The organism is Brevundimonas sp., from assembly GCF_036399195.1.
Classification (GTDB): Bacteria; Pseudomonadota; Alphaproteobacteria; order Caulobacterales; family Caulobacteraceae; genus Brevundimonas.
Window position 1 is genome coordinate 1 of record NZ_DASWNO010000117.1, and the last position, 13651, is coordinate 13651.

General features: G+C 70.1%; 12 protein-coding genes. 6 read left to right on the forward strand and 6 right to left on the reverse strand.

The window, feature by feature from the left end; genetic code table 11:
* Positions 1-158: 158 nt before the first annotated feature.
* The 4 genes from VGB60_RS05530 to dusB are packed head-to-tail and all read right to left on the reverse strand — an operon-like array spanning position 159 to position 5781.
* Positions 159-1022 carry a D-amino-acid transaminase gene (locus VGB60_RS05530; RefSeq protein ID WP_331037267.1) on the reverse strand — a complete coding sequence of 288 codons (864 nt, stop codon included), beginning with the start codon at positions 1020-1022 and terminating at the stop codon, positions 159-161.
* Positions 1019-2434 carry a sigma-54 dependent transcriptional regulator gene (locus VGB60_RS05535; RefSeq protein ID WP_331037268.1) on the reverse strand — a complete coding sequence of 472 codons (1416 nt, stop codon included), beginning with the start codon at positions 2432-2434 and terminating at the stop codon, positions 1019-1021. The genes VGB60_RS05530 and VGB60_RS05535 overlap by 4 nt, the downstream gene beginning before the upstream one ends.
* Positions 2435-2443: 9 nt before the next feature.
* A complete protein-coding gene (locus VGB60_RS05540) occupies positions 2444-4732 on the reverse strand; it encodes a PAS domain-containing sensor histidine kinase (RefSeq protein ID WP_331037269.1) in 2289 nt (762 codons plus the stop codon).
* Entirely contained in the window at positions 4729-5781 is a 1053-nt protein-coding gene (dusB, locus tag VGB60_RS05545) for a tRNA dihydrouridine synthase DusB (RefSeq protein WP_331037270.1), read from the reverse strand. The genes VGB60_RS05540 and dusB overlap by 4 nt, the downstream gene beginning before the upstream one ends.
* Positions 5782-5844: 63 nt before the next feature.
* On the opposite strand from dusB, the gene VGB60_RS05550 reads away from it, so the two are divergent.
* Positions 5845-6996, forward strand: coding sequence for a bifunctional 2-C-methyl-D-erythritol 4-phosphate cytidylyltransferase/2-C-methyl-D-erythritol 2,4-cyclodiphosphate synthase (locus tag VGB60_RS05550; protein WP_331037271.1), 1152 nt, complete (start codon positions 5845-5847; stop codon positions 6994-6996).
* Here the strand turns inward: VGB60_RS05550 and VGB60_RS05555 are convergent.
* Positions 6993-9290 carry a fused MFS/spermidine synthase gene (locus tag VGB60_RS05555; RefSeq protein WP_331037272.1) on the reverse strand — a complete coding sequence of 766 codons (2298 nt, stop codon included), beginning with the start codon at positions 9288-9290 and terminating at the stop codon, positions 6993-6995. The genes VGB60_RS05550 and VGB60_RS05555 overlap by 4 nt on opposite strands.
* A gap of 84 nt (positions 9291-9374) precedes the next feature.
* On the opposite strand from VGB60_RS05555, the gene VGB60_RS05560 reads away from it, so the two are divergent.
* Together VGB60_RS05560 and VGB60_RS05565 are read left to right on the forward strand one after the other, a co-directional pair.
* On the forward strand, positions 9375-9866 hold the full coding sequence (locus VGB60_RS05560) for a CinA family protein (RefSeq protein WP_331037273.1): 492 nt from the start codon (positions 9375-9377) through the stop codon (positions 9864-9866).
* A complete protein-coding gene (locus tag VGB60_RS05565; protein ID WP_331037274.1) occupies positions 9863-10093 on the forward strand; it encodes a sulfurtransferase TusA family protein in 231 nt (76 codons plus the stop codon). Before VGB60_RS05560 ends, VGB60_RS05565 begins: the two co-directional genes overlap by 4 nt.
* Here the strand turns inward: VGB60_RS05565 and VGB60_RS05570 are convergent.
* Complete coding sequence (locus VGB60_RS05570) at positions 10056-10997, reverse strand: YihY/virulence factor BrkB family protein (RefSeq protein WP_331037275.1); 942 nt, start codon at positions 10995-10997, stop codon at positions 10056-10058. The two genes, VGB60_RS05565 and VGB60_RS05570, sit on opposite strands and share 38 nt — an antisense overlap.
* A 188-nt stretch (positions 10998-11185) precedes the next feature.
* Here VGB60_RS05570 and VGB60_RS05575 point away from each other — a divergent pair, with 188 nt between their 5' ends.
* From VGB60_RS05575 to VGB60_RS05585, 3 genes are all read left to right on the forward strand, one after another.
* Positions 11186-12499, forward strand: coding sequence for a diguanylate cyclase domain-containing protein (locus VGB60_RS05575; protein WP_331037276.1), 1314 nt, complete (start codon positions 11186-11188; stop codon positions 12497-12499).
* 53 nt (positions 12500-12552) lie between these two features.
* Positions 12553-13149, forward strand: coding sequence for a winged helix-turn-helix domain-containing protein (locus VGB60_RS05580; RefSeq protein ID WP_331037277.1), 597 nt, complete (start codon positions 12553-12555; stop codon positions 13147-13149).
* Between the two features lie 3 nt (positions 13150-13152).
* On the forward strand, positions 13153-13651 hold a 499-nt coding region (locus VGB60_RS05585), incomplete at its 3' end, for a hypothetical protein (RefSeq protein ID WP_331037278.1).

Genomic DNA, 13651 nt, shown 5'->3' on the forward strand with positions numbered 1-13651 from the left:
ACGCTGTTGAGGAAGGTGTCCTGAAGGTTCTTGGACTTGTCTTGCGACATGGCAGGTTCAGCCTGTTCTTGCTTGTTCTCCGGCCGCAAGAGCGACGCGGGGCTGGATCGAACGTCCGGCCCGCCACCTTAGACACCGCCCGCGCGGAGCCGCAACGGCTAGATGGCGTCGCGGCGCGCCTGATTGAGATAGAGTTCGCGCAGGCGGGTGGCGACCGGGCCCGGCTTGCCGTCGCCGATTTTCACGCCGTCTATCGACACAGCCGGCATCACATAGCCGCTGGCCGAAGTGTAAAAGGCCTCGCGCGCCTGTTTGGCCTCGTCGACTGAAAAGGCGCGCTCCTCGAAGGTCAGTCCTTCGCTCTCGACCAGCGCCAGCACCGCGGCCCGGGTGATCCCCCGCAGGATGTTTGACTGGGAGTCGCGGGTGCGTAGCACGCCGTCGGCGTCCACGATCCAGGCGTTGGTCGACGACCCCTCGGTCACAAGCCCCATCTCATCGACCATCCAGGCCTCGGCGGCGCCCTTCTCCTTGGCCGCCTGCTTGGCGAGGACGTTGGGGAGCAGACCGACCGTCTTGATGTCGCAGCGGCCCCAGCGGATGTCGGGATGGGTGACGACCGCCACGCCCTTGGCGGCGGCCGCATTCCCCTTGGACACCGGCAGCGAGCGCGCGGTGACGATCACGCTGGGCGGGGTGCCCTCGGGCGGAAACGGGTGGTCCCGCCGCGCCGTGCCCCGGGTGACCTGAATGTAGACCAGCCCCTCGGTCACCCGGTTACGCCGCACCGTCTCCTGCAGCACCCGTGTCAGGGCCTCGCGCGACATCGGAATGTCGATCCGCAGTTCGTCGAGGCTCCTGTGCAGTCGCGTCATGTGCCCGTCGAAGTCGGCCAGCCGCCCGTCGAACACCGACCAGACCTCATAGACGCCGTCGGCGAACTGGAAGCCGCGGTCCTCGATGTGGACCGTTGCCTGCCCGTGCGGCCGGTACTGGCCGTTGACGTAGGCGACGCGGCTCATGCCTCGACGACCTCGTCCAGCTCTTCCTCCCCGCCCCGCGCGGGCGAGACGCCCAGCGACTTCAGCTTGCGGTGCAGGGCCGACCGCTCCATGCCGATGAAGGCGGCCGTGCGCGAGATGTTGCCGCCGAACCGCATGATCTGGGCCGCCAGATACTCGCGCTCGAACACCTCGCGCGCCTCCCGCAGCGGCAGGGCGATGATGCGCTCGCCGCCGAGCGTGCCGGTCGAGTTGGCGTTGGTCGCCTCCTGCGGCAGCATGTCGGCGCTGATCGGCTCGTCGGGGTCTCCGGTGGCGAGGATCAGCAGCCGCTCGACGTTGTTGCGCAGCTGGCGAACATTGCCCGGCCAGGGGTGGACCTGCAGCACCGCGATGGCGTCGTCGCCCAGCCGCCGCCGGGTCAGACCCTGGGACACCGACAGGGTGTCGATGAAATAGTCGATCAGCTCCTGAATGTCCTCGCGCCGCTCGGACAGCGCCGGCACGCGGATCGGCACGACGTTCAGACGGTGGAACAGGTCCTCCCGGAAGCGGCCCTCAGCGATCTCCTGCTTCAGGTCGCGGGAGGTGGAGGTGACGACGCGCACGTCGACCTGAACGTCCTGCTCGCCCCCTACCCGGCGGAAGCGCTGCTCGACGAGCACCCGCAGCACCCGGCTCTGGCTCTCGCGCGGCATGTCGCCGACGTCGTCGAGATAGAGTGTGCCGTTGTGGGCGCGCTCGAACACGCCGATCTTGCGCGGACGGCCGTCGAGGCCCTCCTCGCCGAACAGTTCGAGGTCCAGCCGTTCCGGGGTCATGCCCGCCGCGGCGATGGCGACGAACTCGCCCTTGGCGCGGGCGCTGGCTTCGTGAATCTGGCGCGCGACAAGCTCTTTGCCGCAGCCGGCTGGACCGGAGATCAGCACCCGGCTGTTGGCGGGGGCGACCTTGGCGATGGTGCTGCGCAGGGTCTGGGCCGCGGCGGAGCGCCCGATGAAGCCGGTCGGCGCCGCGACCTGGGCGCGCAGCCGGCGGTTCTCGCGCTTAAGCGAGCTGGTCTCCAGGGCCCGTTGCACGACCACGACCAGCCGGTCCGACTTGAACGGCTTTTCGATGAAGTCATAGGCGCCCCGTTGCAGGGCGGTCACCGCCGTCTCGATATTGCCGTGGCCCGAGATCATCACAACCGGCAGGTCGGGATCCAGCTCCTTGATCACATCCAGGAGCTCCAGACCGTCCAGCCCGCCGCCCTGCATCCAGATGTCGAGCAGGGCCAGCGACGGCTTGCGCGCCCGGATCGCAGCCAAGGCCTCGTCGGAGTTGGACGCCACCCGCACGGCGTGGCCCTCGTCCTCAAGCAGGCCCGAGACCAGCTCGCGGATGTCGGCCTCGTCGTCGACGACCAGAATGTCGGCTCCCGTGGATCGCATGACGCCTCGCTATTCAGCGGCCGGTATGGACCGGGAGCGGGAGGCTTTCGCATCCTTCGCTCCGGCCGGGCCGGTCGGTTGGGATTTCAGGGGGAAGATCAGGCACACGCGGGCGCCGGAAAGATGTTCCGCATCGGCCAGCTTCAACTCGCCGCCATGCTCCTCGCAGATGCGTTTCACGATGGCGAGGCCGAGGCCTGTGCCCTTCTCGCGGGTGGTGACATAGGGCTCGGTCAGCCGCTCGCGGTCCTTGGCGGGCAGGCCCACGCCGTCGTCCTCGATGACGAAGGTCACGACCTCGTCCTCCACGGCCAACCGCGCGCGAATGCCGGGGGTCTCGTCGTCACCGTCGCGCGGCGCGATCAGGCGACGGGCCGTCACGGCCTCCCCGGCGTTCTTGAGGATGTTGGTCAGGGCCTGCCCGATCATGGGCCGGTCGGCGTGAAGCACGACCTTCGGCAGGGGCTCCACCAGCTCGACGCCAATATCCGGCGCAGCCACGCGCTGGGCGAAGACAGCCTCGCGCAGCAGTTCGGCGGGATCGGCGGCGGTGAACCGGGGCGCCGGCATGCGCGCAAATGACGAGAACTCGTCGACCATCCGGCCGATGTCGCCCACCTGCCGAATGATGGTTTCGGTGCAGCGGTCGAACACCTCGACGTCATCGACCACCTGCGCCCGGTAGCGCCGCCGCAGACGCTCCGCCGACAGCTGGATTGGCGTCAGCGGGTTCTTGATTTCGTGCGCGATCCGCCGCGCGACATCGCGCCAGGCGGCGTTGCGCTGGGCCGTGACCAGCCGGGTGATGTCGTCGAACGTCAGCACCATCTCGCCGCCGATCCCGCCTTCGATGCGGACCCGCAGGCGCCGGGTCTCGCCTTCCAGGGTGACGTCGATCTCTTCCTCGATGTGCGCCTCCGCGCGCCCGGCGAGTTCGCTCAACTCGGGCGACACTTCGCCGAGCGGGCGACCGATGATGTGCGGGTCGCGGATGGCGAGCAGTTCCACGGCGCTGTCGTTGATAGCCGAGACCCGCCGGCGGCGGTCAAGGCCGATCACGCCGGCGGAGACGCCGGATAACACGGTCTCGATGAAGCGGCTGCGCCCCGTCGCCTCCTCGCTCGCCGCGCGCAGGGCCGCCTGCTGGGCCTCGAGGTCGCCGGTCATCCGGTTGAAGGCGGCGGAGAGGGTGCGGATCTCTCCCGGCCCCTCGGAACCGTCGACCCGCGCGGTCAGGTCGCCGCCCGCGACCCGGTCAGCCGCCTCGACCAGCCGCCCGATCGGCGCGGAGATGGCGCTCGCCGCGCCCATGCCGAGCCAGATCGCGCCCACCAGGACCAGCAGGGCGGTCTCGAAATAGCTGAGCGCGAAGGCCGCCTGAATCCGTTCGCGGCTTTCCTGCGCCTCGCGATAGGCGACGATCGATTCCTCGCCGTTTCGCATCTGGGCGATCAGACCGTCCTTTAGGGGGCGCACAAGATACAGATAGGCGTCGCCGTAGGCGGGCAGCGCGATCAGGGAGCGCACCGCGTCAGGGTTCTCGGTCACCTCTTGGGGTGGCTCTCCGCCTTCCGAGGCGGCCTCCAGGATCACGCGCGGTGGCGCGACATAGGGAGGTGCGCCGGGCGCTGTGCCGCTGGCCAGCACCTCGCCGTCAGGCCCGAGGATATAGATCGCGGGATAGCCGAAAAGGTCGGCGATCTGGGTCAGGGCATCAGAGAACTGGATGCGGTTTTCGAACAGCGGCCGGGCCCCAACCAGTTGATCGGCAATGACTCGCAGATCGCCGTCCATCTCCTCCGAGACGTCATCGAGATAGGCCTCTCCGATCAGAGCGCCGTTATCCACGGCCGACTGAACGTTGCCGCTGAACCACTGGTCAACGCCCCGGTTGACCAGCACGCCGAACACGAGCGCGATCAGGACAGCGGGCACCAGGGCGACCATCGAGAACAGCGTCACGAATCGCAGGTGCAGACGCGCGCCCGCATCCGTTCTGCGCCGGAACAGCGACAGCGCGCGACGGCCCACCACGGCGGCGAGAGCGCCGATGAGTAGGAGGTTGCCGCCGAGGATGAGCAGCACCGCCTCGCTGGCCCCCGCCCTCGCCCCCTCGCCGCTCGCCCCCGGCGCGACAGCGACCAGCCAGATGGCGGCGGCCGTGATCAGGAAGGCTATGGCGTAGGCGATGAGGAAGGCGTTGCGGCGCCGCTCTTCGGACCAGTCCGCAAACCAGCGCAGCGCGCCGTGAGGGGGCCCGGCGGCGGGTTCTGCAGCGGCGGTCGGCGTGTCCGTCATCCGACTCCAGCTTCGGCCAACTGTGGCCGAATATCAACAGTCCAGTTGCCGGTTTGCGCCACCGGGGCCCAGAGGGCCGCGAGGGCCGCGCCAATCTCCTCCGGTGTCTCCAGGCGGCAGAGACGGGATTTCGCCGCCCGCCGTTCGAGCGCCTCCTCTGGCCACGGCGCCTGCTCGATGTACCAGCCGAGATGCTTGCGAAACATCTTGAGCCCCAGCGGCAGGCCGTAGAATGCCGCGGACGCCTGCAGATGCTCGATGACGATGCCCAGCCGCTCCAGCCGGTCCGGCTCCCGCAGCACTGTCCCGTCCGCCAGCGCGCGCTCCAGGTGGGCGGCTAGCCAAGGGCGGCCGTAGACGCCGCGACCCAGCATGAGCGCATCGGCCCCCGACTGACGCAACGCTTCCCGCGCATCCTCGGCCGTCAGGATGTCGCCGTTGACCACGACCGGTATGGTGACCGCCGCCTTCACCTCGCCGACCGCCGCCCAGTCCGCCGTGCCGGTATAGAACTGGGCGCGGGTCCGCCCGTGCACGGTCACGGCTTGCACGCCTAGGTCCTCGGCCATGCGCGCGAGCTCCGGCGCATTTCGGCTGGCGTCGTCCCAGCCCAGGCGCATCTTGACCGTGACGGGCCGGGACGTGGCCTCGACAGCGGCCTGCATCAAGCGGCAAGCGAGATCCGGTGTCCGCATGAGGGCCGAGCCGCAAGCGGACCCCGTGACCTCCTTGGCGGGGCAGCCGAAATTCAGGTCGATGATGTCGGCCCCCGCGGCCTCGGCCATGCGCGCGCCCTCCGCCATGGTCGCGGGGTCGCGCCCGACCAGTTGGATCACGGTCAGGGGCAGGCCCTCGCCGACCGCTGCCCGACGGACCACGTCGGGGCGTCCCCGCGCCAGCTCGGCGGAGGCGACCATCTCCGTCGCCACATAGGCGGCGCCCAGCCGCGAGGCGAGCCGCCGGAACGGCAGGTCGGTCACGCCGGTCATGGGCGCGGTCAGCACCCGGCCGGGCACCCAGACGTCGCCGATCTGTATTCCGATGGCCATCGGCCCCTTTCCACGCGCCTGCCGCCCCTCGTCAAGCGCAACCGCGGCGATTAGAAGGCCCGGATGACGCCGCCTCCCGTTCCCTTCGCCGCAATCGTGGTCGCCGCCGGTTCCGGATCGCGCGCGGGCGGCGGCAAGCAGTGGCGGACGCTGGGCGGCAAGCCGGTGGTGCGCTGGTCCGTCGAGGCGCTGCTGAAGGCGGGCGCCGACGAGGTCGTGGTGGTGGCTCCCGCCGCATCCGAGGTCGAGGCTGAGACCGCCCTTGCCGGATTGAATGGCTGGCGGCTGGCGGTGGGCGGCGAGACGCGGGCGGTCTCCGTACAGAATGGCCTGAACGCGCTGGGCGGCCATCCCGATCGGCCTGTGCTGATCCACGACGCCGCGCGGCCCTTTCTCGACCTCGCACTGATCCACCGGCTGGTCGCCGCCCTGGTCGGCGCCGACGGCGCCCTGCCCGCCCTTCCAGTCGCCGACAGCCTCAGGCGGGCGACCGACGGCTGGGTTTCAGGCGGCGCCGATCGCGAGAATCTGTGGCGGGCGCAGACGCCCCAAGCCTTCCGCTGGCGGACCATCGTGGACGCCTACGCCGCCTGGCCCAAGGACGAGGCCGCGACCGACGAGGCCGCGGTGGTCGAGCGCGCCGGCGGCCGCGTCCGTCTCGTGCCGGGCGACCCGCGCCTGATGAAGCTCACCTACCCCGAGGATTTCGCCATGGCCGAAGCACTGATCCCGAGACAGGTTCGCGTGGGTCAGGGGTTCGACGCCCATCGCTGGGGCCCGGGGTCGTCCGTCTGGCTGTGCGGAGTCGAGATCGCGCACGACCAGACCCTGATCGGCCATTCCGACGCCGACGCGGGACTGCACGCCCTGACCGACGCCCTCCTTGGCGCCATGGGCGACGGGGACATCGGCGATCACTTCCCACCGACCGACCCGCAGTGGAAGGGGGCGTCGTCGGATCAGTTCCTGGTCCATGCGGTCGAGCGCCTGACGGCCCGCGGCGGGCGTCTGATCAATGTCGACGTTACCCTGATCTGCGAGCGTCCCAAGGTGAAGCCGCACCGCCAGGCCATGCGCGAACGCCTCGCCGCCATCCTGTCGCTCCCGCTGGACGCCGTCAGCGTCAAGGCGACGACCACCGAGGCCATGGGCTTCACCGGTCGCGGCGAAGGTCTGGCCGCCCAAGCGCTGGCGACGATCGAACTGCCGGCCTAGAGCGGCCTCTCGGGCGGCGGGAACATGCTGCGCTGGAGCGAGCCGAACAGATTGACGTAGTCGTCGGTCCATGGCCGCACCGTGGTCGAGCGAACCTGCTTCCAGCGGGCGTCCGCGCGAAAATCCGCCAGCCCCTCCGGCGTCGGCGACAGCACCAGCGCCTCCGTCGAGGCCTCGGCCATGTCAGGCGTCGCGTCGCTCTCGTAGTAGATCTGGTGCAGATGCGCCTTGCCGAGCGCCCGCGCCGCGGCGATCGCGGGAAGGGTGATGTCGAGGTTCCGGTTCGACAGGTGCAGCAGCACGACCCCGTTCGGCTTCAGCAGCGCCAGATAGCCGGCGATCGCCTCCTGCGTCAGCAGGTGCGTCGGCACGGCGTCCGACGAGAAGGCGTCGATGATCAGGAGGTCGTATGATCCCGCCGGCTGACGCGCGAGAGTCAGGCGCGCATCGCCCAGCACCGTATCGATCGGGCCCGAGGCGCAGCCGGAGATGTAGCTGAACCAGCGCGGATCGCGCGACAGCCGGTCGACCATCGGGTCGATCTCGAAGAAAGTCATGCGGTCCTCGGCGCGCTTGTACGACGCCATGGCCCCTGAGCCCTGCCCCACCACGCCGATGCGCGCGGGCCCGCGCTGCTGGACCATCTCCGCCGCCTGCCCGATGGGCGTCGCCGGGGCGTAGTACAGGGTGGGTACGCAGTCGAAGCGCGGATCGCGGGCCTGCGCCCCATGCAGGGTCGTCCCGTGCATCATCACGTGGACATCGCCGCCCAGCCGGGGATCGGGGACGTTCGCCACCCGCATCACTCCGAAGAAGCTGCGGCCCGAGTAGCTCCAGTCGTAACCCCGACTGATCCACTGAGACGACAGGGTGACCATCAACAGCACGGCGGTGAACGCCAGTCCCCGGTCGCGCAGCAGGAAGGCGCAGATCACGGCGGGCAGCAGGATGATCATCGCCAGCTGCCCCATGGGAAAGGGCGACATCTGGTAGAAGGCCGTTCGCGCCGCGTCGTTGTTGTTCAACCAGATCGACAGCGCCACCGGTGCGACCGAGACCGCTGCGGCGGCCGCCAGCAGGCCGATCTGCGTCGCGGTCAGCCTTCCACGGCCCCACGGCCGCGCCAGGCCGACGAGCACGAGCACCAGCGGGTACTCCCAGACCATGTTGAAGATCACTGGAGCCAGAAGCGCGGTGAAGGCGCCGCCGACGACGCCGCCGAGCGACATCAGCAGGTAGAACTCCGTCAGCCGGTCCGGCGCGGGGCGACGCGCCGCCAGCAGTTGGTGGCACATCAGCGCCGTGAAGAAGAACGCCAGCAGATGGATGGCGAAGGCCATGCTCCAGTTCGACGAGCGGAACGCCACGAGCAGGACGCATACCGCGCCGATGGCCGCCTGCACCGGCAGCGTGACGCCGAGCGGGATCCAAGGCCGCGTCTGGAAGGCGATGACGAAGGTCAGCAGGTACAGGGCCAGCGGCGCGACCCACAGGAAGGGCGCGGAGGCGACGTCGGTCGACAGATGAGCCGTGACCCCGAGCATCAGGCTGGAGGGGGCCGCCGCCAGCAGCACAAGGACGGTCTTGTCCTTGAGAGAGATCGGCGGACTGGCGGCCAGGCGAGCGGGCTCGGATGTGCGGTCCAGCCGCCGGCTCCAGACCACTAGGGCCAGACCCACAATCATCAGCATGAAGGCGGCGTAGCCTGCGCTCCAGCCGAAACGCTGCCCCGACAGTGTCGCCAGCGGCTCGATCAGGATCGGGTATGACAGCAGCGCCAGGAAGCTGCCGAGGTTGGACGCGGCGTAGAGGACGTAGGGGTTCTGACCATCGGGGTAGCCGGCCCGGACGCGCGCATACCAGGCCTGCAGCAGCGGCGCGGTGGCCGACAGCACGGCGAAAGGCGCGCCCACGGACAAGGCGAGGGTGGCCAGCAGCCAGGCGATCGGCGCCGCGGGATCGGGGTCTCCCAGCCAGCCGTTGATCCGCAGGGGCAGGAACAGCGCCGCCATCAGCAGCAGGCCCAGGTGGATGGCGACCTGGAGCTTGATCGATCCAATCCGCTGCAGCCCGTGAGCATAGGCGTAGCCGGCCAGAAGGGCGGTCTGGAAGAAGACCATGGCGGTGTTCCAGACCGCCGGCGATCCTCCCAACATCGGCAGGACCAGCTTGGTCACCATGGGCTGGACCACGAACACGAGCGAGGCCGAGGTGAAGATAGCCAGCGCGAACAGCAGCGGCGTCAGCCGGTCGCCACGAGGGCCCGCACCCGCTTCGATGGTGGTGTCGCTCATCCCCGCCCCGTATGCTGGCGCCGCACCCGGACGCGTGCGCGCACCCTAGACCGACTCGCCATTCCTTCGGAAAGCCCCCGCGCGATGTTCCCTGACGATATCGATCAGCTCGCCCGGCAAGTCATCGAGGCCGCGTCGGCGCGCGGCATGATGACGGCGGTGGCGGAAAGCTGCACCGGCGGCCTCGTCGCCGGCGCGCTGACCGCGGTGGCCGGCTCTTCGGCCGTGGTTGAGCGGGGCTTCGTCACCTACTCGAACGCCGCCAAGACCGAGTTGCTGGGCGTTCCGGCGACGCTGATCGAGACCCAGGGCGCGGTGTCCGAGGCCGTGGCCCGCGAGATGGCCGCAGGCGCCCTCGGCCGCTCGGGCGCGCAAACGGCCGTTTCGGTGACGGGGATCGCCGGACCGGGCGGCGGCTCGCCCGACAAGCCGGTCGGGCTGGTGCATTTCGCGGCCATCGGGCCGTCGGGGCTCGTTCACGTGGAGCGCCGATTCGGCGACATCGGTCGGGAGGCCGTGCGCCTGGAAAGCGTACGGCAGGCCCTGCGCATGCTGCTGGAGCGGATCGGGACATGATCGTCGACGCCCGGGGCCACCGCTGCCCGACGCCCAGCCTGAAGCTGCAGAAGGCCATGCGCGAGGCGCGTCCCGGCGCGCGCATCACCTTGCTGGCCACCGACCCGATGGCCCGCATCGACGTGCCTCACCTCCTGGCGGAGACGGGAGGGGCGCTGGTGTCCGTCGAGGAGACGGACGGCCTCCTGACTATCGTGGTCGAGACGCCCGGCGCTCCGAGAGGCTGACGACGCTGTCCGGCAGCGGCGCCTCGGATTCGATCTCCGGCGCGTCGGCCGAGCGAGCCGCGATTTCCATCTCGGTGGCGAAGGCGCCGCCGTAGAAGATGGCGTTCACGTTCCACGACAACCAGATCAGCAAGACGACCACCGCGCCGACCGAGCCGTAGGTGGCCCCCAGCGGCGCGATCTGCTCGACATAGATGGCGCACAGCCAAGACGAGACCGTGGACATGACAGTGGCGACAACGCCGCCCACGACCGCCGGTCCCCACGCCACCGGCGTCCGGTGGGACATGGCGTAGCGATACAACATGGTCAGGCCCAGACCGAGGCCGAGCGCCGGCCACAGTCCGACCAGTGCAAGTCCGCCCTGCGGAGCCGAAGACGCTGCATCGGGGCCGGCGTGCTCCAACAGCCGCGAGGTGACGACCGCCCCGGAGACGACGGTGAACAGCAGGAAGGCCGCGAGGGCGACGAAGAAGGCCAGCAGGTTGAACTTGAAGAAGCCGTGCGGCTCCTTCTCGTCGTGAATCAGGTTCAGCCCGGCCAAAAGCGCTTTGAAGCCCCGGTGGGCCGCATATCCGCCGATGACGACGGCGAAGAAGCTCTGGGCGGACACCGTCCGCGCCGAGGCGTTCGCCAGCCGCTCTATCTCGGCCCGGAAGATCGCGCGGGCCGCGGTCGGCATGACGTCCGCCAGCGCGGCGGCCTGCTCGCTGACCTGGGCGATTGACAGCACCGCCTTGTAGAAGCCGATCAGGATGGCGATCGCGGGGAAGACCGCCAACAGGGCGAAGAACGACACCCCGCCGGTGTAGAGCATGACGTCGCGGCCCCAGCTGCGCGAGAAGGCGCGGGCCCACAGTCGTCCCGACAGCGCCAGCTTCGCCCAGCGGCCGGCCACGTCCATATTCGGTTTCGCCTGCAATCCAGCACCCACAACAGCCCGCTCAGCCGCGCACTACTACCTCATTTCCTCCCGCGGGGAAGCGCGCTGGGGATACGGCGGGAGGAACCGTTGCCTGTGGGCGCCTGCTCTCGCTAAGGTCGCCGCCGATGAAGCGCGACCCGGGGCGGGCGCGGCGGGAGTATCCACCCTTGAGTTCCGATCCGCGCATCCTCGTCGTCGCGCCCGACGACGACCTGATCGGCCCGTTGTGCAAGGGGCTGGACGCGCTCGGGTGGCGCACGGTCACCGCCCGCTCCCTCGCCGCGGCGGTGCAGGTGCTGATCGACTGGCCGCTTGAGACCGTCATTCTCGACGGCCGTATGCCGGGCGCCGAGGACGGCATCGCCGCGATGCGCCAGACGGTCGCGCCGCGGCGCTTGCCGGTTCTGGCGATCGGGCCCGAGACCGCGCTCTGGGCGCCGGGCTCCGCCGAGATCACGATGACCCAGCCACCCCACGCGGCGCAGGCGGCGCTGCGGCTGGAGCACCTGGCCCGGAGCGCCATCGCGGAAGAGGAGGTGGTCCTGCGCGAGGCCACCTTCGCCGCCCGCGGCCAGCCCCTGCCCGTGCCGGAGCCGGACGATGCGCCGCTCAGGGTCCTGGCGGCGGGCAAGCCCGATCGGCATTTCCTCGCCCTGTCCAATGCGCTCGCCGAGCGTGGCTGCGAGGTCGTCGCCGCGCCGACGCCGTACACGGCCTTCGACTATCTGCATGAACGGCCATTCGACGCCGCGGTGCTGTGGGGCGGCGAGGATCATGCGCCGGCCCTGTCGATCGCCTCGGGGATGAAGCGGAACACCCGCCTCTATCATATCCCGGCCGTGCTCTATCTGCGCGGCGCGGCCGAGATCAATCTGGCCGAACTCTACAACCGCGGCTTCGCCGATGTCGCCGCCGCCGATACGCCAGAGGATGAAACGGCCGAGAGGGTCAGCGCCCTCGCTCGCGCCCACCGTCGCCATCTGGCGATCCGCAAGGCCCTCGAGAGCGCCCGGGGCTCCGGCCTGACCGACCCGGCGACCGGACTGTTCACGCCGCCGCTGTTCGCCAGCCATCTGGCCCGGGTGGCCGAAGGCGCCCGCCTGCGCCGACGGCCACTCTCAATCGCCGTGCTGCGCGTCGCCGACACGGAGCCGGTGGCCGAGGCCCGCAAAGACGGCTGGCTTGATCGCGCCCTGCCGCAGATCGGAGCCATGGTGTCCCGCCTGATCCGCACCGAGGATACGGCGGCGCGGCTGTCGGCGGACGTATTCGCCCTCGCCCTGCCGGCCACGCGCGGTCCTTCTGCGCGCATCGCCGCCGACAGAATCGCCGCCGTCATCGGCTGCACCGCCTTTGACGCGGGCCCGGACCGGTCGCCTTTCGTGGTGGAGTTCGAGGTGGGGGTCGCCGAGATCCAGCCCGGAGAGTCGCCGGCCGCCCTGCTAGAGCGCGCCTCCGCGGACGTCCGCCGACCGGCCTGATCATCGTCCGCCGCTCATTTGACAACTCTATTTGTCTAATACAATCTGCCGGGATGACCTTGCGCCCGTCCGCCCTTCTGGATGACCTGGACACCGCCCGGATGGCCATGGCGCCGATCCGGCGGCGCATCCTGTCAGCCTTGACCCAGCCTGCTTCCGCCGCCGGTCTCGCGGAGCAGCTTGGCATGCCTCGTCAGAAGATCGGTTATCACCTTCGCGCCCTCGAGGCGGCGGGGCTGGTCCGCCCCGCCGGCGAGCGGCGCAAGCGCGGATTCGTCGAACACCTGTTCGTCGCGGCCGAGAGCTACGTCCTCGACCCCGCCCTGATGCAGGCGCCGTCCGATCCGGAAGCCGTCGAGGCCCAGGACCGCCACGCCGCCGACCACCTGATCTCCACCGCCTCGACCATGGTGCGCGACGTGGCCCGGATGCGGCAGGACGCCGCCGCAGAAGGCGCGCGCCTGCTGACGCTCACCGTCGAAACCGAGCTGACCTTCGCCACGCCCGCGGATTTCGACGCCTTCACCAACGACCTGAGCGCCGCCGCCGCCGAACTGGCGCGCAAATACGCCGCTGCGTCGGGGCGCCGATATCGCCTCGTCGCCGCCGCCCACCCCGCCCTGCCCCGCCCCGCACCCGTCAGGAACTGAGCCATGACCGACGCCGCCGACCAGCCCATGGAGGACCACGTCCTCGTCGAAGTCACCGTCCCTGCCCCCGCCGACGCGGTCTGGGCCGCCCTGCGGGACCCGGCCAAGATCAAGGACTGGTTCGGCTGGGAGACCGATGGCCTGAAGGACGAGATCGACTTCATCTTCGTGACCCACGCCGAGGCCGACGAAGCCCGCCGCGTCGTCACCTTCGTCGGTGTCAACGATCGCTACGAGGTGGAGGCGCGCGGCGAAACCAGCCTGGTGCGTGTCGTACGCTCGGCCCCGGCCGGCGACTGGTCGGACGTGTTCGACGGCATGATCGAGGGCTGGATTTCCTTCACCTGGCAGCTGGCCTTCTCCTTCGCCCGCCATGCCGGGCAGACGCGCCGGACCCTGTTCTTCTCGGGCCCGCCGCGCGAGGACCAACTGGGCCGATCATTGCTGGGTCTCGACGCCGCCCCGGCGGCGGGCGAGCCGTGGACCGGGCCGCTGGGCCCCG

What these genes read in the sequence shown, in the direction of transcription:
- VGB60_RS05530 (WP_331037267.1), bottom strand. Translation starts at nt 1,022, where the DNA reads ATGAGCCGCGTCGCCTACGTCAACGGCCAGTACCGGCCGCACGGGCAG.
- VGB60_RS05535 (WP_331037268.1), bottom strand. Translation starts at nt 2,434, where the DNA reads ATGCGATCCACGGGAGCCGACATTCTGGTCGTCGACGACGAGGCCGAC.
- VGB60_RS05540 (WP_331037269.1), bottom strand. Translation starts at nt 4,732, where the DNA reads ATGACGGACACGCCGACCGCCGCTGCAGAACCCGCCGCCGGGCCCCCT.
- dusB (WP_331037270.1), bottom strand. Translation starts at nt 5,781, where the DNA reads ATGGCCATCGGAATACAGATCGGCGACGTCTGGGTGCCCGGCCGGGTG.
- VGB60_RS05550 (WP_331037271.1), top strand. Translation starts at nt 5,845, where the DNA reads ATGACGCCGCCTCCCGTTCCCTTCGCCGCAATCGTGGTCGCCGCCGGT.
- VGB60_RS05555 (WP_331037272.1), bottom strand. Translation starts at nt 9,290, where the DNA reads ATGAGCGACACCACCATCGAAGCGGGTGCGGGCCCTCGTGGCGACCGG.
- VGB60_RS05560 (WP_331037273.1), top strand. Translation starts at nt 9,375, where the DNA reads ATGTTCCCTGACGATATCGATCAGCTCGCCCGGCAAGTCATCGAGGCC.
- VGB60_RS05565 (WP_331037274.1), top strand. Translation starts at nt 9,863, where the DNA reads ATGATCGTCGACGCCCGGGGCCACCGCTGCCCGACGCCCAGCCTGAAG.
- VGB60_RS05570 (WP_331037275.1), bottom strand. Translation starts at nt 10,997, where the DNA reads ATGGACGTGGCCGGCCGCTGGGCGAAGCTGGCGCTGTCGGGACGACTG.
- VGB60_RS05580 (WP_331037277.1), top strand. Translation starts at nt 12,553, where the DNA reads ATGACCTTGCGCCCGTCCGCCCTTCTGGATGACCTGGACACCGCCCGG.